A 21,132-nucleotide genomic window follows, 5' to 3' on the forward strand; every position below is an offset into this window, starting at 1 on the left:
TGCCCCACCTGACGCGATGGGCAAGGTCCCGTGTCGGATCGAGCACGAAGTCCGACGCGAGCCCACCATTCCTGGCAGAATCCACTGGTGGACATCAATGCTGAAACAACCTGTGGCAGGGGGCTTTCGATCACCTCGCGGCATCGGTCAATAACTCCGGGGTCGCAACCTTGGAGGCTCGCTGTCGACGATGAGGCGCATCAACAGATCAACCACGGTTGCGGCCACCGCATAGAGATCAGCGACACACGGCCGACGATCGGATGACAGCTACACAGACCAAACCCCGTAGCCGATGCTTATTCTGCAGAACGACAACTGGAAAGCGTTCACGTGAGCATGTCTTCCGCCGCGCGTTCAAAGATACACATCACGAAGCCCCGAGCCTGACTTTCTCTGCACAGACCAAAGAAGATCTTACGATATATACTCGCCCAATTTCACAATTCGATATGACCCTGAACCGGGTATGCCAGCAGTGCAATTCGGGCTGGCTGAACGACCTGGAAAACCAGGTGACACCTACGCTGCAGAAAACAACACAACTTCCCGTCGGACCATTCGACCCCGACGAGCTGAAGAGCCTTGGATTCTGGGCATACGTCCGCGCGTTGATACGTACGCATATCAGCCCTCGCGGCCATGCACCCGACTCGATGTTCGAGGATGCATACAATCATCGACGTGTCCCGCGAGGCAGCTACGTACAGATCGGATGGTGCACCCACTATATTTTCGAAGCAGGTGCCCACCAATCAGTCCGTCTCGATGACAATTATGTGGCGCACGTAGCCTTCGGTCTCGGGCCGAATCTCTTCCTCGTCTCGATGACTGAGGGCGATGAAATGCTTTCACGCACACTCGATGTAAGCCGTCAGCCGAGGCTTTGGTTCCCCGGATATCTACACTGGCTATCACCTACCGAGCATTTCGATTCCCCGCGAGTGCCCCGGATAATGACAGCGCAAGAAGCAATGATAACCGGTCTAAGCCTTCCCATTCGGATGGGTGTCGATCCGCTCGTTGACAACTTCGGAAACGTGGTAGATCCGACCATCCCCATTCCGGCCAGATTCCATACGACGCTGAAGTGGACCGATTTCATCGACGGCCACGCCGGCGAACAATAGTTGACAGTGTCGTTCCTAGGTCGGCCAGAGCATCGTCGTTCCGTTCAACTCTTGACCGATGGCCAGTCGGCAGCTCTCTCGGCGGGAGATTGATCGCCCTGAACAGGCGCCACTGGAGAGGCGACCCGAACCTCACCTGAGATGCCGTCATAAACTGCGACCGAGCTACCGAGGTCCACGACCGAATCGATACTCCGTCTCCTCGGGAACCCCTCGTCCAACCACTTCCGGAGACGTTCGGGGTCGCTGTATCCCTTCTGCCGCAACGAGTCAATTACGTCCCGTCCACAAATCATCACTATGGGGTGACCGTCTTCTCTGACTTCCTCGTAAACCTGTTTCGCGAAGTAGGACAGCGTCACGAAAACACCGAACTGCCGGTGCCGGATCCGGGAAATCAGTCGGCTCATCTCTTTGACACCGATACTGTTGGTTTCCCGGTAGCACTTCGCTTCTAGTCCGAATTCAACAGCGACGCGGTCGGCGCCGGGACCGAGCAAGTAGGCGCCGATTGCGTCGCGTCCGCCATCGCGAGATGGAGGTGTCACCGTACACTTCCCTGTGGCCGGTGCCATCATTCGCCAGATTGCCACTGCGCACTCTTCGAAGTCTGTTTCTCGTCCTTCGAAATGTGCGCGGATCATCCGCAACATCTCCCACCCCGCGGGGTCGTCCGGAAGTTGCTCCTCCTTCGTCCGGATAGTCAATGTCGACGGCGCAACCAACGGGCGATATACGCGCCCCTCGACCCATTCCCTCCACGGCTCAGGACAACCCGGACCGGTTGTGGGTTCGCCGGCAAGGACCGAGGTCAGCCAACTGCGTTGCACTATCCCCACGTCGAGGACGGTGAAAACCGCGCGATAGTTCTGGAACCGAGCACCTTTCGTGTGGCGCCATATGGCGGACAGGTCCTCGTCGGATGTCATCGTTTCTGTACCGGGGGCGAGGAGCCCTCGAAACCGGACCGAACGACCTGGGGCGGCCTTCTCGAAACAGAGAAACGGCGGCACTACCGCCCGCTCCTCGGGCAGGCCGTGGGTCGCTTCGAAGACATCCCGCAGCAGCAGATTGCCGGAGCGCTTGGTGTAATGCAGTTCAGAGCCGGGCTCCCGGTTGTCTCCGTAGTAGGTGAATATTCCGGTCTCCGGATCGAGGTGGTCCGGCCAGTCCGGCTCGGCCCCACTCGTATACAGGGCCACCAGCCGCACAGTCCTCTTCCGCACCGAACCATTGGGCCGGAATCCGCCCTGATTTCCAACTGGAAGCAGTCGAGCCAGAGAGTCGTCCCCTGCCGTCCCTTTGGTACCGCCGAGGTACAGGCGGTCGATATGCAAATCGGCCTCCCGGAGTGCATCGAAGGCAACTGCGGTCTCAGAACCGATCATGAATGGATATCGTAGGGGCCTCTACGATCACTGACCAGTCGGATCAGCACTAGGAGCCCAGTCATCGGGCCGGTTCCGAAATCCGGCGCAAGCCCACCACAGCTGGCAGAATCCACTGGTGGACATCAGCGCTGAAAACATCGTGCGGCAGGCGATTTTCGACCATCTCGAAGAGATGGTTCGCGACAGCGGGGTCGTGACCCGGGAGCAACTTTCGAGGTTCACCGTCGACGGTGAAGTGCACCGGCTGATCGACCACGGCCGCGGCATCCGCAATCCGGCCGGTATGTACGGGACCTTGTCGATCCTCTCGGACCCGAAGGGTAAGTACGCGGACGAGGAGGTGGGCGGCTCCTTGTTCTCTTATGCCTACCGGGAGGGCAGCACCGCGGGCGACAATAAGAAGCTACGTCGAGCCTACGAACTGCGTCTGCCGTTCATCCTGCTCCGAAAGATCGAGCCAGGGCTCTTCGTTCCCGTCTTTCCGGTGTACGCCGTGGCCGACGACCCAGCGAACCGACGATTCCTCATCGCGCTGGATGAAACGCTGCTGTCGGTGGACGACCCGCTTCATCTCGACCCGTTGGAGAAGAAATACGCGGCGAGAATCACCAAGCAGCGCTTGCACCAGCCGGAATTTCGCGGGCGGGTTCTGCATGCCTATTGCGGCCAGTGCACCATCTGCAACCTGAAGCACGGTGCGCTGCTCGATGCAGCGCACATCATCTCCGACTCGAAACCGCACGGGACCGCGGAGGTCAGCAATGGCCTGAGCCTCTGCAAAATTCATCACGCGGCCTACGACCGAAATTTCCTGGGGATCTCTCCGGACTACCGCGTCGCAATCAATCGCGACCTGCTCGAGGAGGTAGACGGTCCGATGTTGCGACACGGTCTACAGGAGATGCACGGCCGGGAACTCGCCGTTCCGCAGAGGCCCGGCGACAGGCCGTCCCGAGACGGGTTGGCAGAAAGATTCGCCGAGTTCACCGTCTCCGCTCATTGAGCTACCGATTCGAGCCAAAGATCTGATGGCGGTCGCGCCAACCGTAAAGAAAGAAATCGACGGCATCGCAACGCGTGCTGAACTGATCTCTAAGCCCAATTAGGTGAACGAGAGACACCGGGCGCAGGTGTGAGGTCTCACCGCTCCAGGTAGAGCCGCTCACACGGGAGGCGGGAAAGGCCGGACGGGAACCCAGGAAGCACGGCGGCTGTGTGAGTGCCGTGGTGAGCGGTCCACTCACGGAGAAAGAGGCTGGCCGCGACAGGCTGAGCTCGATATTCGAGGCGGAGACCATGGAGAAAGACGGTGAGGTGGACATCTGCGCCCGAAGACCGGGTTGGGTCCGCGTTCATCGTTGTGCCCGGGTGAGTCCGGCAAGCAACCGTTCCAGAACCGCGACGGATAGGCCCGAGCTCGCGGTGGCCGGTTCAGACGGTGGGTAGGAGAGGCCGCGGGCGGCTGCTCGTTCGCGGGGGCTGCGGGTGGCGGGAACCAGTTTGCCGGCTTCTGCAAGGAGTGCGAAAGCGGCAGCTTTGCGGGGGCAATCCAAGGGGTTGCAGGGGCGGTGCACCTGCATGATTCGGTGCGCTTCGGCGATGCGCAGCCGGGCATGGGGTTCGCCGTGGCAGGCCTCCGGCAACCAGGTCGGTCCGGTGATTGATTCCCGGGTATTCGTGCCGGCTTTCAGCCAGAGCTGTTCCGGGCACACTGTGACGAGGTCACAGGTGTCGCAGACACGGCCGGGGTGGTTTTCGAGATGGGCGAGGTCAGGGACGAACAGTGTCGTCGTTGCGGTGGCTCGGATGATATCGAGGACGTGGCCGATCGGATCCGGGACCGAATCGGGGCCGAGTCGCACTATGTAAATCAGTGCGTGGCCCTGCCGGCGGGCGAGCAGGCGGATGGCCTCGGTGTGGTGGGGCTGGTTGTGTGATAGATCCGTTCGCAGGTAGCCGATCGCGCGGGAATATTTCGGATCGGGTTTTTCAGTTGCTGGACGCAGCGACATCTATTCGGACCCTTTTCGGAGGTGGTGTTGTGCACGCTGACCGGGCATGTCAATTCCTGCCGGCACTGGCAATGGGGCTTGCGACAGTAGTTTCTGAGTATTCGCGATGAAAGCAATTACGCTCGGGGCTATCCGAGCATTCCGGCCGTCGGCGTGGATATAGTAGACACCGAAACTGCTTCAGTGAGAAGACTATTCACGAACATCCAACGAGGTCGTGAGACGTCCAGTATGGGTGGGTCCAGAAAACATAGGTCCGTACTGGACCACGACGAGATAGCGAGGGTGGGCATGGCTATTGGATCGACACTTCCGCGGCGCGCGTTGGGGCGGCGGCTGCGGGAACTGCGATTCGAATCGAAGAAGAGCCAGTTGGCCGCGGGGCTGGCGATCGAAGTGTCCAAGCAGGGCATCGGGCGACTAGAAGAAGGGCAGCCGGTTCGGATCAGCACCGCGCAGTTCCGGGATCTACTGGACTTCTACGGAGCCGACGACGGGGTACGCGATGAAGTTCTGGGTCTACTCCAAGAGGTGAAAGCAGCGAAGGGAGATCCGTCGCGGGGGTGGTGGCGGGCCTACGCCGATGTGGTGAATCCGCACTTTGATCACTTCATGAGCCTTGAACAGGCGTGTTCACAGATGACCGCCTTCCAAATGACGCTACTCCCCGGCCTGCTCCAGTCTGCCCCTTATCGGAGATGGATTGCGTCGACGACCGACCCGACCATGTCGGCCGTCGACGTGGATCGCCGGTTGGAGCTCACCGCTCGTCGGCAGCGTCGAATCCGTGAAGCAACGGGCTTCTCGCTGAACGTGATGCTCTCGGAGGCAACCCTGCGACACCAGGTCGGTGGACCGGAAGTCATGCGTGAACAACTGCATCACCTTGTGAGTGTGTCGAAGCTGCCGAGTGTTTCACTGCGAGTGATCCCGTTCGGTGCGGGTCCACACTTCGGTCTGGTGGCTCAGTCCTTCACCCTGTTCGAATTCCCACCCCTACGTCCGGGTCGCCCACCAGAGCCCGCTGTTGTTTTCGTGGAAGGGTTCACCGGCGCTCTGTTCCTCGAGGACAACGAAACGATTGCCCGCCACAGGGAGGCAATAGCGGGTATCCGAGAGGTAACGTTGGAGGAGGACGACACCCGGAGTCTGATGCAAGAGATCGCAGAGGAGCACGGCACGTGAGCAGGGGTTTATTCCGAGCGGACTGGTTCAAGAGCAGCTATAGCCAGGCTGGCGGCGATTGCGTCGAGGTTGCGCACCTTGCCGACATGGTCGGTGTGCGGGATTCGAAGAACCCCGCAGGGCCGGCGCTCGAGTTCGCGCCGGAGGCATGGGATTCCTTCGTCAGGGGAGTCCGAAACCGTAGCAGTTGAGCACGTACCAGGCCGGTTCTACGGACCACGATCGAATATGCCTTGCCCTGGAACCGGCTTTGTCGGGCACTTTAGCTCGAAGGCAGACAGGCGATGGGTAGTACCCCGATTCAGCCGAGACCTCTGACCGGACCCGAGGCCGCAGTCATACGGAAGATATTGTCGGCGGGTCGGCACGAATCCGCCGAATACCTTGCGCAGATACCGTATGCACAGGTGATATCGACCTGGGGTGTCGGGTCTCCCAGCGTTGATATAGAGGTACGCCCGTGTCCTGCCCCGGCAGGCGGTGTGACGGATGGGATCGTCGCGAACGGCGCCGTTACCGACCCCGGCGGGAGCCCGATCGGCGAGGTCGTTCTCTGGGCCGAAGCCGGACAGCTGAGCGGGATCGAATACGCCTGGTATACCGATGAAAGACCCACGCAGCTACCCGAACCTGACCAGATCGAGCACGCAGAACGAGTGAATGCCGGTGGCGCGATATCGAAACCCTGGCGAACCCGGTACCACCGGAAGTCGCCGAGATGAAGAACTCGCCGGAGTTCACCTGGACGTGGACTCCGGAACCGCCCCGAGCCCCCGCACCGGCACCGCCGTCTCCTGCCTGGCCGTCGGAGCAGACCCCGATCCGCCGACCACGAACGGGCGAAACGGTCGTCGGGCCCAGCGACTGGCCTGACGACTTCGACGAATACCCCGATGAGCGGCGGTGGCGCTGAGATGAGCACCTGGATTCGGCATCGACCGGTGGATAGCCGGTCGGGTTCAGGTAGTTGACATGGGGCGGTCCGGGAGGATGGTCGGCCCTATGACGCTGGTGTGGACGCTGGGCGTCCCGGTAGCCGCAGTCGCGTTCATGGCCGGAGCCCTGAGCTTGGGTTCCTTTATCGCCCGAGCGATCGGCTCGCCGGTCGCCACGGCGCTGTTTCTGCCGGTGAGCGCGATGTTGGGGATCGGGGCGTGGATGCTCGTGCTGGCCGCGATATGGCGGCTGCGCCGACAGTATCTGCGGCGCACCGGGGATGCGATGTCTGCAGTGGTGGTCGACTCCGAGCTACAACGCAAGCACAATCGTGGGCCGTTCGACTTCGACCTCTGGCTGGTCCGCGTCGAAGTCCGTTTCCCGCACCCTGAGACGGGCGTTGAATCCCGGATACAGAAGCAATTCTTCTACCTTCAGTTCCATGAGGCCAAGGCACGTGCACTGGCCGACGAGCTGCACGCCGGCGCCTCGGTCCCAATCATCGTCCACCGGAATTACGCACTGTTCGATATCCCCAAGCGACCGGTGTGGGCGGATATCTGGTAATCGCAACTCACCGAGGGTCGTTGCGGACAGTTGCTCAGGCAGACAGCAAGGGAGTTCGACCATGTCCGTTGACCTATCCGGTGCCCACTGGTGTCTCGGCTGAGCGGGCTGTCGGATCCGCCGCCCCAACTCGACGGCACCAGGCCGAACAGGGTGTCGATTCCCCAGTAGACGAACGGGGTGTCACTCTCGTCCGGGACGGCGCGGGCACGGGTGGTCTTGCCGGAACTCGATGTCCCGGTGTATTGCCCCGGATATCGGCCTGCTGTGCGGGTTTCCCTCGGGCACAACCAATCGCCTTCTGAGCTGATGCGTCATATGCGCCCGAAATTGGGCGATACTACGGCGACCCGCCGTTGTCAGAGTCATTTGGCAAGATCGCGGCTATGACCGGCACCCCGACCACTCCGCCGCGGCCGTTCGACGTCACCACGGTCTTCCCTCACCTGGCTCCGCTGGCACGCACGGCGACCCGGCTGCACCCCCGCCCCGGGGTGCCGTCACCGCAGGACAGTTCTATCGGCGGACCGCTGCTCTGGCCCGCCGACGAGCCGTGGCCGCACTGCGACGGACCTCATGTAGTGGACGGAATCAATCCGGCCCTGTCCCCAGCGGACGTGCGGCTGGAACGACGGATCCGTGCCGCCGCGCGCGGCAGGACCCTGACCCCGCAGGAACGAGAGACCCTCGAACGAATCCGCCCCCCGCAGGAGTATCCGCTCGAGCCGGCGATCGCCCCCTATGAGGGTTCCATAGCCATGTTGCCGGTCGCACAGCTGTACGCGCGGGACGTGCCCGATCTGCACACGCCTGAAGGCGCAGACCTGCTCCAGGTCTTGTGGTGCCCCTTCGACCACCCGGCCATGCCCAGGACTGCGCTGTTCTGGCGGTCGGCCGCCTCAGTCACCGACGTCCTCGCCGCGCCCCCTGAACCGCCCGCGGTGCAGTTCGACGGCTACCTGCCCGAGCCGTGCCTGCTCAACCCGGAGCAGGTCACCGAATACCCCGACTACAGGGAGCTGAGCAAGGAACTCCAGGCGCAGGTCGGAGACTGGAGCGTGTGGCAGGCAGCCGACACGGGCGTGGACAGCGCCTACGCGTCGTACCCGCCGGATTTCTACGGCAACGAGTTGTCCGTCGCTCCCGGTTGGAAGGTGGGCGGCTGGCCTCGCTGGGGAGCCGCCGACCCCAGCCCCCTGCTCTGCCCTACCTGCGACAGCGACATGGATCCCCTGCTGACCATCGCCACGGCCGAAGCCGGCAGAGACAGCAGCTGGCTCCCACACGACGAACCGGCCCATGAACCACTCAACCCCACTGCGGTCCAAATAGGTAGCGGCTACGACCAGCAGCTCTACGTATGCCAGACAACGCCGGAGCACGCCCACGCCGAGCTGATGGCCTAGCCGGCCACGCAACACCGGGCTCATGCCCGGCGTACCCCTCCGCGTCGGAAAAGAGCCCCGGGCCTATCTGTGCGTGGCATGCGTGTTGGGCATGTTCGAAGGGGCTCACCGGGTAGGCGAGGCCACCGTGATCGAGGTGAGCGCGCCCAAAGAGGACTTGGTCACGAAAAGTGGTCCCGATACCGGAATTCACCGGCACAAATAGCCTCCGCCGACGCCGGACGAGCGTGCTCGTGGGTCAGTCCGGACTGCGGGTGATGATTCGGGCGGCCGGAACCGCCGCCGCGAGATGCATGATGTCGTCGGGATCCGAGGTGATCACCAGGCCGCCACCGTGTTGAACGCACACTGCGACAACGTGTGCATCCGCCAGGTAGCGGCTTCCGACCTTCGCGCTGTTGAGGATCGCGCCCACTTGGCGGGCGAGATCGAAATCGGTGGGCACCATCCGCACCGGCCGATGTGCTGCGCTGTCGCGAAGCGTGCGAGCCACCAGCGTTTCGACCTGCCGCGTACGCGGAACTCCACGGCATACCTCGGCACAGACAACGGCCGGCACCAAGACCTCACTTCCGCGCCGGTACGCCTCCGCGAGGAGCGCTTGTACCCGCTTCGGCGGCTTCGGCTCACAAGCCGCGGAAAGCCCGGCGGAATCGAGGACAACCGGCAGCATCAGGCGATCTCCCGGCCGAACCCGAAACCCTCGAGCTCGTCGAAGGCGGCGGCCGCGTCGTGCGCGTCGTCATCTCCGACCGGGCCGACGGCCTGCTCCCAACCGTCGAGTAAATCGCGAAGGGCGTCTCGCCGTGCCATCCGATCCACATGTTCGGCCAAGGCCGCGTTGACAACGGCAGACAAGTGCGCGTCACCCAGTTCGCGCGCCTTCGCCAGGACCTCTTCATCGATGGTCACTGTTATCTTACGTTTGGCCATACAAGCATCTTACGCTTCCGGCGCGGCGGTGCTCAGTTGACGAACCGTTCCATCGCGAGCCGCAGTGCGCGTTCGGCTTCCGTTGCCGAAAGGCTGCCGATGAGGACTCGCATGGTGAGGCCGTCCGCGGTGGCGATCAGTGATCTTGCCGCGATATGCGGGTCGGCGAGTTCGGGGACGATTCCGGCGAGCAATCGGGTGGCCTCGCTTTCGGCGCCGTCCTTCGCGTCGGCGAGCATGCGAGCCAGGGCCGGGTGGTTGATGGCGGCGGCGATGTATTGATGGAAGACCGAGACTCCGGCGCTGGACGATTCTGCGCGGGGGATGGATTGCCCGATCAGCTGCCACAGTGTTTCGCGGTCGTCGGCGTGCTCGGTGGCGGTGTCGTGGAGTTGCGCAGCGCCCGACACCATCGTTTCGAGACCGGCACGGAGGAGTTCGTCCTTGCTGGTGAACCAATATTGGATTTGCCCCACCGAGACCCCTGCGGCCGTAGCGACGTTGCGCATGGATACCGCGCCCATGCCTTGCTCCGCGATCACCTGCCATACCGCCTGGATGATCGCGGTGCGGCGGTCGCCGGGGTTCGTGCTGCTCATCCCGCCATACTAGCGACCGGAAATACGATCGTATTGATTCAGGTGTACGCTGAGGACCATCGATTAATACGACTGTATTTCCCTGGAGTGGATATGGGCCTGAAGCCGAACCGAAGCATCCTGAAGGTCCTGGCGGCGGTGGTGGCCGCATGGCTCGTCGCCGATAAAATCGCCTCGGTTGTTGCACCGGAGCCGACGGTGGGTCACTGGCGCAGCCGGGAAGGGCTCGAGTCCTACCGCGCTGCCTACGACGCGGCGATGGCCACGCTGCCGCCACCGACGCGCACCCACGATATCGCCACCGATTACGGCACCGTCCGGGTATACGAGTGGGTCGCCACCGAGGGACGCGAGAGTGCACTGCCGGTCGTATTCCTGCCCGGAATCCGTTCGGGCGTACCGATGTGGGCCGAGAACCTGCCCCACTGGATCGGCAAACGCACCCTCTATGCGATGGACGCGGTCGGCGATTCCGGAATGTCCACCCAGTCAGTGCCTTTCACCTCGTTCGACGATCGGACAGTATGGGTGGAGCAGGCACTCGCGGGTCTCGGCATCACTCGCGCCCACATGGTGGGGCACTCTTTCGGCGGTGCCACCGCCGCCGCCCACGCGCTCGCCCACCCCGGACGGGTGGCCTCCTTGACGCTGCTCGAACCGGTGGTGGTGCTTTCCGGACTCCCGGTCTCGATGTATCTGTGGTCGGCCCTGCTGGCACTGCCGGTCCCGCAGCCGTGGAAGGACCACGCGCTGGCACAGATCGGTGGAGTGTCGATCGAAGAAGTGCGGGAACGCACCCCTGTCTCGGTGATGGTCGACGAGGGGGCCCGACACTACAAGGCGACGACCCTGGTGCCGCGGACCTTCACCGACGCGGAGTGGAAGTCGATGGCGATGCCGGTCCGGATCGACATCGCCGCGGACAAATCCTTGGCCGGCGGTCAGGCGGCCGCCGACCGCGCCCGAGCACTGGGAAAAAGCCCGGTCACCGTCTGGCCCGAAACCACACACTCCCTGCCCATGCAGGCCGCCGAGCAACTCGGACCGGAACTCCTCCGGTACTGGACCGCCGGTGACCGCTGACCCGATCGCCCGGGTCGGCTATTTCTTGCGGCCCACGGCCGCGTAGCCCGCGGCCGGTGGGTGGGGCGCGCCGGTCGGCAACTCGGTCACCCCGGCCGGGGGCGGGGGCTTCTCCCCCGCGTACCAGTCCTCGATCGCGACAATCCCGGGCTCCAGCACCTCCAGATCACGGAAGAAATGGGAGACTCCGCGGTAATCGCGAGCCTCCATCTCGATTCCGCTCGCCCGGTACGCCTGCACGGTCCCCTCGACCATGACCGGGTCGAAATCGGTGGTCAGGTGGGTCATTACCAGATACGACCCCGACGGCAGCGACGCGAGTAGCGAATCGACGATGTCGTAGATGCGGTCGCCGGGAACGAAATGGCACAGGGCAATGAGGCTCAATGCCACCGGTTCATCGAAGTCCAGCGTGTCGCGCACCGTCGAATCGGACAGAATCTGTTCCGGGGCAGTGAGATCGGCGTGGACGTACTGGGTGACGCCGTCGGATGTCCCGATCAGCAGCGCGCGGGCGTGGGCCAGGACGATCGGATCGTTGTCCACGTAGACAACCCGGGCGGCGGACGCCGTTTCCTGAGCTACCTGGTGCAGATTCGGTTCGGTGGGGATGCCGGTGCCGATATCCAGGAATTGGCGCACACCCAACTCGCTGAGATGACGCACCGCGCGGACCATGAACGCCCGATTGCCGCGGGCCACACCGCGCACCGAGGGAATGGCCTGCTCGATCCTCTCCGCGGCTTCCCGGTCGGCGGGGTAGTTGTCCTTGCCGCCGAGGAAGTAGTCGTATATGCGCGCACTATGGGCTCGGTTCTGCTGGAGATCCACCGAATCTTTCTGTGCTGCCACGAGCTACTCCTCATTCGAGCGATGATGTCCGCTCTGTCGAGTTAACCATCTCGGTCGTGACCCCAACGGGTCAGCAGGGCCCGAACTCGAGTTCCCTCACCCGGCCCGCCCGTACCTCGATCGTGCGGTGGGCGATATCGCGGGCGACGAGATTGTCATGGGTGATGAACACATACGCCGTGCCGTGGGAGGACTGGAGTCGGGCGAGGATATCGAGGACCGTCGCGCGGGATACCACGTCGAGCGCCGATACCGCTTCGTCGAGTACGACGATCGCCGGCCGTGGTGCCAGGGCCCGGGCGATGGCCACGCGTTGACTCTGGCCACCGGAGAGTTCGTGTGGGCGGCGGCGGGCGAATCCCGCTCCCAGGCCCACCTCGTCGAGTACGTCGAGGACGCGTTGTGATCGTTGCGCTCGGGTGAGGCCGAGCGACGGGTGCAGTGATTCCGCCACGATGCGGTCGACGGACCATCTCGGTTCCAAGGCGGAGAACGGGTTCTGTGATACCAGTTGCACCTGGTTGCCGTGCAGTTCGACACTGCCCTCGTCCGCCGTGGCCAGCCCGGTCAGCACCCTGGCCAGCGTCGATTTGCCGGAGCCGGACGGGCCGACGACGGCGACGGTCTCGCCGCGGTGCACTGTGAGATCGGCCGAATCCAGTGCTGTGACCTTGCCGTATCGCTTGGTCAGCGAGCGCGCGTGCAACACCGGCGGGCCCAGCGAGGCCGGTGCGGTGGATGTCCGGCCGGGCATGGCCTTGTGCAGGGCCTGCGCCGCGGCGCTCTCCGGTCTGCGCAGCACGCGGTCGGCCGCGGCGGTTTCCACGACGCGGCCGCCGTCGAGGACGACGATTCGGTGCGCCCGCTGCGCGGCGATGGTCAGATCGTGGGTGATGAGCAGTAGGCCGGTGCCGCTGCCGGTGTGCTCGGTGAGCGCGTCCAGTACCTGCCCGGCGACCTCGGCGTCGAGGGCGCTCGTCGGTTCGTCGGCCACCACCAGGCCGGGCCGGCCGGCCAGCGCCATGGCGATCAGGACGCGCTGACGTTGGCCACCGGACATTTCATGGGGGTAGCGGCGCGCGTACACGGGGTCTGTCAGGCCGACCTCGGCGAGGCGCCGCACGGCTTCGGTTTCGGTGTCGGGTTGCCCGCACAGCTTCAGCGCTTCGCGCACTTGGCTTCCGATGCGGCGCACCGGATTCAGGGAGTTGCCCGGATCCTGTGGCACATAGCCGACCCGGCGGCCGCGCACCGACCGCCATGCCCGGGCACCCGGTTCGGGTAGTTCGGAACCGTCGAGCTGTAAACGTGCGGCCTTCACGGTGATCCGTCCGCGGTGGAGTCCGAGGATCGTCCGGGCCAGCGATGATTTCCCGCTCCCCGATTCCCCGACAACCGCGACGACCTCACCGGGCTGCACACACAGACTCACCTCGCGCAGGATGGGGATATCACCGAATACCAAGTTCAGTTCTTCGATCTCAAGCACTCTGCGCTCCTTCGATCGCCCGGGAAAGCCGGTAGGCGGCGAGGACGACGGCCATGATGACGAGGGCCGGAATGACGGTGAGCCACCATGCATTCGCCAGGAATGCGCGACCGTCGGCGACCATCGCGCCCCATTCGGGTGCGGGTGGGGTGGGACCGAACCCGAGGAAACCCAGTGCGGCGACGGCCAGCACGGCTTGGCCGAATTCGACCGAGGCGACCGCTGCCGCGGTCGGCCACAGATGCGGCAGCACATGCCTGCCCACGACCACCGGGCGACTCCACCCGCTGACCGTCGCCGCCTCGACGAACGGTGCGGACCGCAACTGCATGGTTCGTGACCGAATGATGCGGGCAGCCGCGGCCACACCGGCGACGCCGACCGCGATACCGAGTTCGGCGGTCCCGCCACCGGTTGCGGCGATCACAGTCATCGACAACAGCAGGCTCGGCACAGCCAGCAGCACGTCCACAATCCGCATCCCCACCCGGTCGGTCCACCCGCCGAGATACCCTGCGGCTACACCGAGAAGGCCGCCGCCGAGCACTGCGATCGCGACCGCCAGCAGCGCCGCGGACAGCGAGGCCCCGGTGCCGTGAACGATCCGGGCGAAGACGTCACGCCCCAATTGATCGGTGCCGAACAAGTGTGACGGGCCGGGTGCCTGCAACCTGTCGGCCGGCGCTACTGCGACGGGGTCGACGCTCGTCAGCATGCCGGGTGCGGTCGCCGCGAGCAGTGCGAACACCAGCACCGCGGCCGAGACGACGGTGGCAGCAGGAGGTAGTGAGCGAGGGCGGCGGGCCACGAACCGCCGGAGCGTTCTGCCGAGCGCCTGCCCGCCCGCGAAGTCGGTCATGTGTGCGCACCCCCGACTCTGGGATCGAGGAATGGGGCGATCAGGTCGACAGCCAGATTCACGACCACGAAAATCGCCGCCGACACGACGACCGCGGCCAGCAGAACGGGCCCGTCGTGGGCGGCGACCGCCTGCTGGGTGAGCCGCCCGAGCCCGGCCCGGGAGAAAACGGTCTCCACGACGACGGCGCCGGCGAGGGCGGCGCCGATCAGCACACCGAGCGCCGATACCGCGGGCAGTGCCGCCGCCGGGGCGACGTGCCGGAAGTGCACTGCCGCGTCGGAGGCTCCTTTCGCCCGTGCGACATCGGCGAAGGGCTGCGCTGCCGCGGCCCGCATTCCCGATGCCATCACCTGGCCGAGATAGCCGGCGATGGGGATGGCGAGGGTGACTGCGGGCAGAATCAGTGCGGATACGCCGTCGTCGCCGAAGCCCGGGACCACACCCAGCCCGAAGGCGAATACCTGGATGAGGACGAGGCCCGCGGCGAAGGTCGGGACCGACACCAGGATCGACGGCAGCTGTCCCACAACGCGGGCCGCGACCCCTTCGGGGCGAAGGGTCGCGCCGAAGGCGAGCACGAACGCGGCGAACGCACCGATCACCAAGGCCCCGGCCGCTAGCGCCGCGGTGGACGGCAGCGCTTCGAGCAGCGATGTCGTTACCGGTTGCCCGGTGACCACCGAGGTGCCCCAGTCACCGCGGACGAAATCGCCCAGCGCGGTCGCGTACTGCTGCCACAACGGCCGGTCGAGACCGTACTGCGCCTTCAAGGCCGCGATTGTGGCCGGTGACGGTGGCACCCCGCCGCTGTCGGCATTCGCCGCCAGCGACACAGGATCCCCGGGCAGCACCCGCAGAACGGCGAACACCAGGGTGAACACCGACCACACCACAACCACTCCGGCAGCGAGCCGGTTCAGGATCCGGCGGCCGGACGCCGTCGTCACGACCCGGCCTCGAAGTGCAGCCGGAGCACCCCGGAGGCGTCGAAGCCGATCCCGCCGAAACCCGCTGCGACGGCGGCAACCTGCGACAATTCGGTCACCGGGATCGCGTAGCCGGCCTCCGCCAACCGGGTCTGGATCCGGTCGACGATGCGGTGCCGCGCGGCCTGATCGGCCACACCGGCCTGCTGGTCGAGCAAAGGGTCGATCTGTGGGTCGGGCGGGCGTTGCGAATAGTTGGTGCCGGTGGCGCTCAGGCGCGATCGCAGGATATCCGGGTCGGCGCGTGTCACGTTGTAGTACACGGCGTCGAAATCACCGGCCGACCGGCGGGACAGGAAATCGTCGTTGGACAGGGCGCTGATCGTCATTTCGATACCGACCGCGGACAACTGCTGTTGCACGAGTTCCAGGATCGGTTTGTTGCCGTAGAACTCCGGCGAATAGATCACGTCGAAGGTCAGCCGCTGCCCCTCCTTCTCCCGGATACCCGACCCCGGTCTGCGCCATCCGGCGGCGTCCAGCACTCGTTCGGATGCCCTCGGGTCGTAGCGGATATCCGGATCCGGGCGATAGCCCGGTGTGGTGGACGCCAGCACGCTGGTCGCCGGTTCGAAATCGCCGCCGAGAACCGTGTCGACCAGCTCCGGACGGTTGAGAGCGGTCAGCACCGCCCGGCGGACCTCCCGGTCGGCGAGCACACCGCGTGAAACATTCGACTGGATCACGAACGGCAGTCCGGGATTCGGCCGCGACACCAGGGCGGCGCCCACGGCGGCGAGGCCTTCCCGGTCCTGCGGTTGCGGATCCGCTGTGGCGTCCAGCTGACCGGCCTGAATACTGCCCGCCCGCACGTTCGATTCGGGGACGACGCTGAATTCGACGCGCTGGTAGCGGGACTGCTCGGCGAAACCGATATCGGCGGCCCAGTGGTAGTCGTCGCGACGCTCGATGGTCACCGACCGGTTCTGCTCCCACTCCGAGTAGGTGTAGGGCCCGCTACCGATCACGTTGGTGGCGAGGCAGCGTTCGTCGAACGAGCGGACCACTGTCGCCGGCGCGAGAATCCCGAGCTGAGTTGTCGAGGCGGCCTGCAGGAACTGCACATTCGGTTCCCTGAACCGGACGATCGCGGTACGCGGATCGGGTGTGCGGGTGCCTTCGTAGCCGAGCAGGAATCCGGAGGCCTGCAGCGTGCGGGTCGAGCCGGCACTACCGGACGCCGGGGACGCCAACGCGTCGAAGTTCTGTTTGACCACCTCGGAAGTCAATGGTGTCCCATCGCTGAAGGTGACGTCCGGGCGCAGCGTGAAGGTGAAGCTGCGCCCGTCCGGCGAGATTTCGAACCGTTCGGCGAGCCACGGAGTCAGCTCGCCGGTTTCGGGATTCTGGTCGACGAGCGAATCGACTACCTGCCGCGTCACGTTCACCGTCTGATTGGTGCTCGCCTGGGCGGGATCGGGGCAGCTGGGCGCCGAGGACAGCCCGTAACGGAGGATATCGGCGGCAGAATCGGACCCTGCGCAGGCCGCGAGCGGTATCGCGACGGACAGGGCGACGGCGGCAGTGACCGCCCGCGTGATGGGTTTGATGGTTCTCTCGTTTCGTGGGGCTTCAGCACCAGGCCGCGGCGATCGAGCGGTGCGATCGGATGCGGTCTTCATGCCGATGCGCGAGGGTGGTGAGGATCAGTTCGTCGGCGCCTGTCAGATCGACCAGCGCCCGGAGGCGTCCGGTGACTTCGGTGGCGGTCCCGACGAATCGGGTAGCGATTCGCGCCGAGTGCCGGACGGTCAGTTCGCGGACGGTGGCGGCCGCAACGTCGTCGGGATCGGGGACGGGGATGGCTCCCGCGCCCCGGGCGACGGCGTCGACCCACGGCAGGAACGATGTCGCCAGATGACGCGCCTCCTCGGCGGTGTCGGCGGCCAGCACGTCCGCCGAAACCGCCAGATACGGTTGTTCGAGAACACCGGGCGTGAAGGCTTCGCGGTAGGCGCGCACGGTTTGGATCGTCTGCCCCGGCGCGAGGTGGTAGTTCGCGGCGAACGGCAAGCCCAGCTGTCCCGCCAGCCGCGCGCTGACGCCGGGCGAATTGCCGAGGATCCAAGGCCGCAGATCCGTGCCCTCCCCCGGCGTGAGATGTAGTGGCGTATCGAGGCCGTCGGGTGTGCAGGTCCCGTCGAGCAGCGACAGGATCTGGCGCACCTGATTTCCGTAGTCGGGCACCTCTCCGGGCGGCGTAAGCAATGCCAGGCCCGTTGCGGCACGCGGTGAATCGACCAGGCCGCGCAGATCCCGGGGTTCGGGCAGGACGACGCCGTCGACGACGGGATGCTCGTCGACGGCCACGGCGGCCTCGACCGGTGGCCGGCTCAGGGCATCGCGATACTTCTCCGCCCGGTCCCCGCTTCTGCCGAGACCGAGATCGACCCGGCCGGGATGCAGGGCCGCCAGCGTGCCCCATTCCTCGGCGACCCGCGCCGCTACCCGCTGACCGAGCTGCACCGCCCCCGCCCCGACCCGGATCTGTTCGGTCGCCGACAGCACATGTGCCGCCACGACCGCGGGCGCCGCGGAGGCTAGGGCGGCGAAATGATGCTCGGCCAGCCAGTAGCGCCGGTAACCGGACTCCTCGGCGTGCCGGGCGAGGTCCGCCGCTTCTTCCAGAGCTCGGCGGGCGGTACCGCCGCTGCGGATCGGCACCAGGTCGAGCACTCCGAGTTCGGTCACGACCGGACTCCTTTCCGGTCTTCGATCATCGAGTTCGCGGCCAGCGCGACCAGCGCGACCGCCAGCAACACCACCGCCGCGGCCACCAATCCGCCACCGGCGTCCGACGACGTGTACACCGCGACCACGACGGCCGCGCCGATCGCGCCACCAAGGTTGTGGAAGGTCCACGAGGCCCCGATGGCGAAGCCGGATTCGGAGTTGTCCACCGAGGTCAGCGCGGCGAGGGTGGCGGGCGCCAGGATCAGCGCCCACCCGAGACCGAAGAACACGAAACCCACCAGCAGCACCACGAGCGACCCCGTCACACCGGCGAGCACCGTGAAACCCGCGGATACCGCGAGGGAGCCGAAACCGTAGCGCAACGGCACGATCGGCCCCACCCGGTCCACCCAGCGGCCGACTCGCGGTGAGGCGAGCGCCATCGTGACACTCACCAGCAGCAACGCCGCCCCGGTGGCGCGGGCGTCGAGGCCGTGCCGATCCGCGAGGTACGGCGGGAGGATCAGCAGCGCGGAGGCGTAGAACGCGGCGAGGAAGAAGTCCGACAGCAGAGCCGCACCGAATCGTGGGTGCGCGAACAACTCGATACTCAGCAGCGGTTCGGCCGCCCGGCGTTGCGCGGCAACCAGTCCCGCGCCGGCGAGCACGGCAACGACGGCCGCGCTCAGGACCGGCGCGCTGAACCAGCCGATGCTCTCCGGTAGCGAGACGAAGGCAACCGCCGCGGCCACCGTCAAGGCGAGCAGCACTTGGCCGGGTATGTCCAGGCCGGTGCGCGAACTCGGTGCCGGTGCCGGTACTGCCAGGGCGATCAGCACGATCGCCGACAGCCCGAACGGCACGTTGATCCAGAACACCGACGCCCAGCCGAACACGGGCACCAGCAGCCCGCCCAATACCGGACCGATGGCCAGGCCGATACCGTTCACCGCATACAGCCGGCCGACCGCCCGCCCCCGCTCGCCCTCCGGGAACAACTGCTCCACCAGCGTGGACGTGCCGGTGTAGAGCACCGCGCACGCGGCACCCTGCACGAACCGGGCGCCGATGAGCCAGCCGATGCCGGGGGCGAGCGCCGCCGCCACCGATGCGGCGACGAACACCGCGAGTCCGGCCAGCAGCACCCGCCGCCGGCCGGCCAGGTCACCGAGCCGCCCCGCCGTCACCATGAACATCGCGAGCGCGGTGAGGAACGCGGTGAGCACCAGCTGCGAGATACCGATAGTGGTCGTGAGTTCGCGAGTGATCGTCGGCAGTGCGGTGGTGACGATCGTCAGGTCGATACAGCCCAGGAACGACGCCGTCGCCAGGCCGGCGAAACCGGCGGTGCGCCGTCCGGCGGACAACTCCCGGTCCACGACGCTCACCGCGCGGACTTCCGTTTCTTGAAACGCAGCGGCAGCCACGCGGCCCCGTCGTCTACGAACAGGTCACGCGTGGCCTGCATGGCGGCCGAGATCTGCTGCGGGTACACGACGAAGTCGTAACCTTGTGCAGCCCAGAGCGGTTGGATGATCGGCACCTCCTCCAGGAGGTAGGCCAGGCAGCGGTCACGGACCTCGGCGAGCTCAGCGGAGGTACTGTCCCGGCGGGCGACGAAACGGTCGATGGTCGCATCGATCGCCGTCCGGTAGTGCGTATTCGACGCGTACGCCGCGCGGACCTCGCTCAGGGCGCGCGGATAGTGGGGGTCGACGAGTGCGTCGTCCCAGCGCAGGATGTCGGTCTCGGCGGCGAGCAGATCGAGTAGCGGCCGGTTGCGGGCCACCCACTGATCACCCAGCCGACGCGATTCGGCATAGGCCCGAGCCGACGGGACTTCCAGATTGTGCCGCTGCAGCGTATCGGCCACAGCGACCGTGACCTGCCCGAACCCGCTGCGGTTGAGCAGATCGACGGTGGCGCCGAACTTCTCGCCTTCGTGATAGTCGGCACCGACACTTACCAGCAGAATTGTGGAGCGACCGGCATAGTCGTACTGCAGGCCCTTCAGGTCGAACGCCGCTTTATGGGAGGCGGAACCGACCGGCGCGGTAACGGTGAGTGTCATCAGCTCCACACCCCCAGCGGCTCGTCGCGACCGCGTACTCCGAGGAAAAGCCCGATCGTCACGCGGGGACGATCATGCGACGGCGCCACGGCATGCACCCGCCGCGGATCGATGAAGATCGCCTCGCCCACCACGGGCCGGACGGTGAGCGCCGGTGCTCCGACAGCCTCGCGGTCCACACCCCACACCCGCTCACCGGACAGTGCCCGGTACTCCTCCTCGGACGGATACGAGTCCCAGATCTCGAGCTCGCCACCGCGGTCGGGCATATCCAGATAGACGTTCACCGACAGCTGGCGGCGGATACCGAGAAGATCTTCCTCGGGCAGATTCCGCTGCACATTGTCGGTATGCGGCTCCAGGTCCACACCGGCCTGCTGATAGCGGACCACTCCGGCGAAGAACTTCCGGCTCTGCGAAGTCAGCAATACCGTCCCCGCCGGCCATGCTTCGTCGAGGAGAATCCGGATCGTGTCGGCCGGGTATGCATACGGCGCGGCGAGTTCTCGCAGACGCTGAAGGTGATCAGGGGCCGCTTGGAAGTAGGTGGACTCATCCCCCGGCGTCACCTCGGAGAACGCGTAGCCGATCCGCCGGAACTGCGGATCGGTGCCGAGCGGGCCGTGATCGTCCCGGCCGACGAACCGTCCGCGTAACCCGTCCAGCGCAGGGCCGGCGACGACGCCGCGCACCCGCACCGCGTAGACATCGCCTTTCAGCAGTTGCAGCAGGTGGTCGGCGGAGAACTCCTGAATCGATGTGGTGGCCAGGCGGCCGGATCGCTCGTCCAGTGGGTGGTCCGCAGATCCGGCTTCGGCTTCGGCAAATATTTCCGTCATCGTGTTCCTCCCCGTGCCGGCGAGATCCCGGCGCCGATAGTGGTCGTTCGCAGTGGCGAACGGCACGACGATCGATCACGTGCGGTCGACGAGAACCGCGCTGATCGCGGACACTCGA

The 21,132-nt window shown here is 65.6% G+C and carries 22 protein-coding genes; 7 read left to right on the forward strand and 15 right to left on the reverse strand.

Annotated elements, in window-relative coordinates; all coding sequences use genetic code 11:
- The first annotated feature begins 452 nt into the window (after nucleotides 1-452).
- Nucleotides 453-1,130, forward strand: coding sequence for a hypothetical protein (locus tag ACFWPH_RS04915; protein ID WP_378748141.1), 678 nt, complete (start codon nucleotides 453-455; stop codon nucleotides 1,128-1,130).
- Between the two features lie 44 nt (nucleotides 1,131-1,174).
- Here ACFWPH_RS04915 and ACFWPH_RS04920 read toward each other — a convergent pair whose 3' ends face one another.
- Nucleotides 1,175-2,518, reverse strand: a complete 1,344-nt coding sequence (locus ACFWPH_RS04920; RefSeq protein WP_378748142.1) for a restriction endonuclease — start codon at nucleotides 2,516-2,518, stop codon at nucleotides 1,175-1,177.
- Nucleotides 2,519-2,636: 118 nt separating this feature from the next.
- On the opposite strand from ACFWPH_RS04920, the gene ACFWPH_RS04925 reads away from it, so the two are divergent.
- Nucleotides 2,637-3,524, forward strand: a complete 888-nt coding sequence (locus ACFWPH_RS04925) for an HNH endonuclease (protein WP_378748144.1) — start codon at nucleotides 2,637-2,639, stop codon at nucleotides 3,522-3,524.
- A 349-nt stretch (nucleotides 3,525-3,873) separates the two neighbouring features.
- Here the strand turns inward: ACFWPH_RS04925 and ACFWPH_RS04930 are convergent, their stop codons facing one another.
- A complete protein-coding gene (locus ACFWPH_RS04930; RefSeq protein WP_378748145.1) occupies nucleotides 3,874-4,533 on the reverse strand; it encodes a hypothetical protein in 660 nt (219 codons plus the stop codon).
- Nucleotides 4,534-4,824: 291 nt separating this feature from the next.
- On the opposite strand from ACFWPH_RS04930, the gene ACFWPH_RS04935 reads away from it, so the two are divergent.
- From ACFWPH_RS04935 to ACFWPH_RS04945, 3 genes are all read left to right on the forward strand, one after another.
- Nucleotides 4,825-5,718: a helix-turn-helix domain-containing protein gene (locus tag ACFWPH_RS04935; RefSeq protein WP_378748146.1), complete on the forward strand. Its 894-nt coding sequence runs from the start codon at nucleotides 4,825-4,827 to the stop codon at nucleotides 5,716-5,718.
- Nucleotides 5,715-5,909, forward strand: coding sequence for a DUF397 domain-containing protein (locus tag ACFWPH_RS04940; protein WP_378748147.1), 195 nt, complete (start codon nucleotides 5,715-5,717; stop codon nucleotides 5,907-5,909). Before ACFWPH_RS04935 ends, ACFWPH_RS04940 begins: the two co-directional genes overlap by 4 nt.
- Before the next feature lie 811 nt (nucleotides 5,910-6,720).
- Entirely contained in the window at nucleotides 6,721-7,221 is a 501-nt protein-coding gene (locus ACFWPH_RS04945) for a hypothetical protein (protein WP_378748148.1), read from the forward strand.
- On the opposite strand, the gene ACFWPH_RS04950 is transcribed toward ACFWPH_RS04945, so the two are convergent.
- Nucleotides 7,170-7,511, reverse strand: a complete 342-nt coding sequence (locus tag ACFWPH_RS04950) for a hypothetical protein (RefSeq protein WP_378748149.1) — start codon at nucleotides 7,509-7,511, stop codon at nucleotides 7,170-7,172. The two genes, ACFWPH_RS04945 and ACFWPH_RS04950, sit on opposite strands and share 52 nt — an antisense overlap.
- Nucleotides 7,512-7,607: 96 nt before the next feature.
- Between ACFWPH_RS04950 and ACFWPH_RS04955 the strand changes: the two genes are divergently transcribed.
- Nucleotides 7,608-8,627, forward strand: a complete 1,020-nt coding sequence (locus ACFWPH_RS04955) for a hypothetical protein (RefSeq protein WP_378748150.1) — start codon at nucleotides 7,608-7,610, stop codon at nucleotides 8,625-8,627.
- 238 nt (nucleotides 8,628-8,865) lie between these two features.
- Here ACFWPH_RS04955 and ACFWPH_RS04960 read toward each other — a convergent pair whose 3' ends face one another.
- From ACFWPH_RS04960 to ACFWPH_RS04970, 3 genes are read right to left on the reverse strand one after another with little or no spacing between them, the layout of a single operon-like run.
- Entirely contained in the window at nucleotides 8,866-9,300 is a 435-nt protein-coding gene (locus tag ACFWPH_RS04960) for a type II toxin-antitoxin system VapC family toxin (protein ID WP_378748151.1), read from the reverse strand.
- Nucleotides 9,300-9,560, reverse strand: a complete 261-nt coding sequence (locus ACFWPH_RS04965; protein ID WP_378748153.1) for a type II toxin-antitoxin system CcdA family antitoxin — start codon at nucleotides 9,558-9,560, stop codon at nucleotides 9,300-9,302. The genes ACFWPH_RS04960 and ACFWPH_RS04965 overlap by 1 nt, the downstream gene beginning before the upstream one ends.
- A 32-nt stretch (nucleotides 9,561-9,592) precedes the next feature.
- Nucleotides 9,593-10,159 carry a TetR/AcrR family transcriptional regulator gene (locus ACFWPH_RS04970; RefSeq protein WP_378748154.1) on the reverse strand — a complete coding sequence of 189 codons (567 nt, stop codon included), beginning with the start codon at nucleotides 10,157-10,159 and terminating at the stop codon, nucleotides 9,593-9,595.
- A gap of 93 nt (nucleotides 10,160-10,252) precedes the next feature.
- On the opposite strand from ACFWPH_RS04970, the gene ACFWPH_RS04975 reads away from it, so the two are divergent.
- Nucleotides 10,253-11,242, forward strand: coding sequence for an alpha/beta fold hydrolase (locus tag ACFWPH_RS04975; RefSeq protein ID WP_378748155.1), 990 nt, complete (start codon nucleotides 10,253-10,255; stop codon nucleotides 11,240-11,242).
- An 18-nt stretch (nucleotides 11,243-11,260) separates the two neighbouring features.
- On the opposite strand, the gene ACFWPH_RS04980 is transcribed toward ACFWPH_RS04975, so the two are convergent.
- The 9 genes from ACFWPH_RS04980 to ACFWPH_RS05020 all read right to left on the reverse strand — a co-directional run bounded on the left by ACFWPH_RS04980 (nucleotide 11,261) and on the right by ACFWPH_RS05020 (nucleotide 21,014).
- Nucleotides 11,261-12,094 carry an SAM-dependent methyltransferase gene (locus tag ACFWPH_RS04980; protein WP_378748156.1) on the reverse strand — a complete coding sequence of 278 codons (834 nt, stop codon included), beginning with the start codon at nucleotides 12,092-12,094 and terminating at the stop codon, nucleotides 11,261-11,263.
- Between the two features lie 70 nt (nucleotides 12,095-12,164).
- Complete coding sequence (locus ACFWPH_RS04985; protein ID WP_378748158.1) at nucleotides 12,165-13,583, reverse strand: ABC transporter ATP-binding protein; 1,419 nt, start codon at nucleotides 13,581-13,583, stop codon at nucleotides 12,165-12,167.
- Complete coding sequence (locus ACFWPH_RS04990) at nucleotides 13,576-14,442, reverse strand: ABC transporter permease (protein WP_378748159.1); 867 nt, start codon at nucleotides 14,440-14,442, stop codon at nucleotides 13,576-13,578. The genes ACFWPH_RS04985 and ACFWPH_RS04990 overlap by 8 nt, the downstream gene beginning before the upstream one ends.
- The gene (locus ACFWPH_RS04995) at nucleotides 14,439-15,392 is read right to left on the reverse strand and encodes an ABC transporter permease (RefSeq protein ID WP_378748161.1); all 954 of its coding nucleotides are present in this window, start codon (nucleotides 15,390-15,392) and stop codon (nucleotides 14,439-14,441) included. The genes ACFWPH_RS04990 and ACFWPH_RS04995 overlap by 4 nt, the downstream gene beginning before the upstream one ends.
- Entirely contained in the window at nucleotides 15,389-16,819 is a 1,431-nt protein-coding gene (locus ACFWPH_RS05000; RefSeq protein ID WP_378748162.1) for an ABC transporter substrate-binding protein, read from the reverse strand. Before ACFWPH_RS05000 ends, ACFWPH_RS04995 begins: the two co-directional genes overlap by 4 nt.
- A 184-nt stretch (nucleotides 16,820-17,003) precedes the next feature.
- Nucleotides 17,004-18,122 carry an LLM class flavin-dependent oxidoreductase gene (locus ACFWPH_RS05005; protein WP_378748163.1) on the reverse strand — a complete coding sequence of 373 codons (1,119 nt, stop codon included), beginning with the start codon at nucleotides 18,120-18,122 and terminating at the stop codon, nucleotides 17,004-17,006.
- Nucleotides 18,119-19,492, reverse strand: a complete 1,374-nt coding sequence (locus ACFWPH_RS05010; protein WP_378748165.1) for an MFS transporter — start codon at nucleotides 19,490-19,492, stop codon at nucleotides 18,119-18,121. The genes ACFWPH_RS05005 and ACFWPH_RS05010 overlap by 4 nt, the downstream gene beginning before the upstream one ends.
- Nucleotides 19,489-20,175 carry a tRNA-dependent cyclodipeptide synthase gene (locus ACFWPH_RS05015; RefSeq protein ID WP_378748166.1) on the reverse strand — a complete coding sequence of 229 codons (687 nt, stop codon included), beginning with the start codon at nucleotides 20,173-20,175 and terminating at the stop codon, nucleotides 19,489-19,491. Before ACFWPH_RS05015 ends, ACFWPH_RS05010 begins: the two co-directional genes overlap by 4 nt.
- On the reverse strand, nucleotides 20,175-21,014 hold the full coding sequence (locus tag ACFWPH_RS05020; protein ID WP_378748167.1) for a 2OG-Fe(II) oxygenase: 840 nt from the start codon (nucleotides 21,012-21,014) through the stop codon (nucleotides 20,175-20,177). The genes ACFWPH_RS05015 and ACFWPH_RS05020 overlap by 1 nt, the downstream gene beginning before the upstream one ends.
- Nucleotides 21,015-21,132: the final 118 nt, after the last annotated feature.

The organism is Nocardia sp. NPDC058499, from assembly GCF_042719915.1.
Classification (GTDB): Bacteria; Actinomycetota; Actinomycetes; order Mycobacteriales; family Mycobacteriaceae; genus Nocardia.

Coding starts and splice junctions, on each gene's coding strand:
- ACFWPH_RS04930 (WP_378748145.1), bottom strand. CDS start 4,533: ATGTCGCTGCGTCCAGCAACTGAAAAACCCGATCCGAAATATTCCCGC.
- ACFWPH_RS05020 (WP_378748167.1), bottom strand. CDS start 21,014: ATGACGGAAATATTTGCCGAAGCCGAAGCCGGATCTGCGGACCACCCA.
- ACFWPH_RS04975 (WP_378748155.1), top strand. CDS start 10,253: ATGGGCCTGAAGCCGAACCGAAGCATCCTGAAGGTCCTGGCGGCGGTG.
- ACFWPH_RS04945 (WP_378748148.1), top strand. CDS start 6,721: ATGACGCTGGTGTGGACGCTGGGCGTCCCGGTAGCCGCAGTCGCGTTC.
- ACFWPH_RS05015 (WP_378748166.1), bottom strand. CDS start 20,175: ATGACACTCACCGTTACCGCGCCGGTCGGTTCCGCCTCCCATAAAGCG.
- ACFWPH_RS04970 (WP_378748154.1), bottom strand. CDS start 10,159: ATGAGCAGCACGAACCCCGGCGACCGCCGCACCGCGATCATCCAGGCG.
- ACFWPH_RS04935 (WP_378748146.1), top strand. CDS start 4,825: ATGGCTATTGGATCGACACTTCCGCGGCGCGCGTTGGGGCGGCGGCTG.
- ACFWPH_RS04915 (WP_378748141.1), top strand. CDS start 453: ATGACCCTGAACCGGGTATGCCAGCAGTGCAATTCGGGCTGGCTGAAC.
- ACFWPH_RS04960 (WP_378748151.1), bottom strand. CDS start 9,300: ATGCTGCCGGTTGTCCTCGATTCCGCCGGGCTTTCCGCGGCTTGTGAG.
- ACFWPH_RS04920 (WP_378748142.1), bottom strand. CDS start 2,518: ATGATCGGTTCTGAGACCGCAGTTGCCTTCGATGCACTCCGGGAGGCC.
- ACFWPH_RS04965 (WP_378748153.1), bottom strand. CDS start 9,560: ATGGCCAAACGTAAGATAACAGTGACCATCGATGAAGAGGTCCTGGCG.
- ACFWPH_RS04955 (WP_378748150.1), top strand. CDS start 7,608: ATGACCGGCACCCCGACCACTCCGCCGCGGCCGTTCGACGTCACCACG.
- ACFWPH_RS04990 (WP_378748159.1), bottom strand. CDS start 14,442: ATGACCGACTTCGCGGGCGGGCAGGCGCTCGGCAGAACGCTCCGGCGG.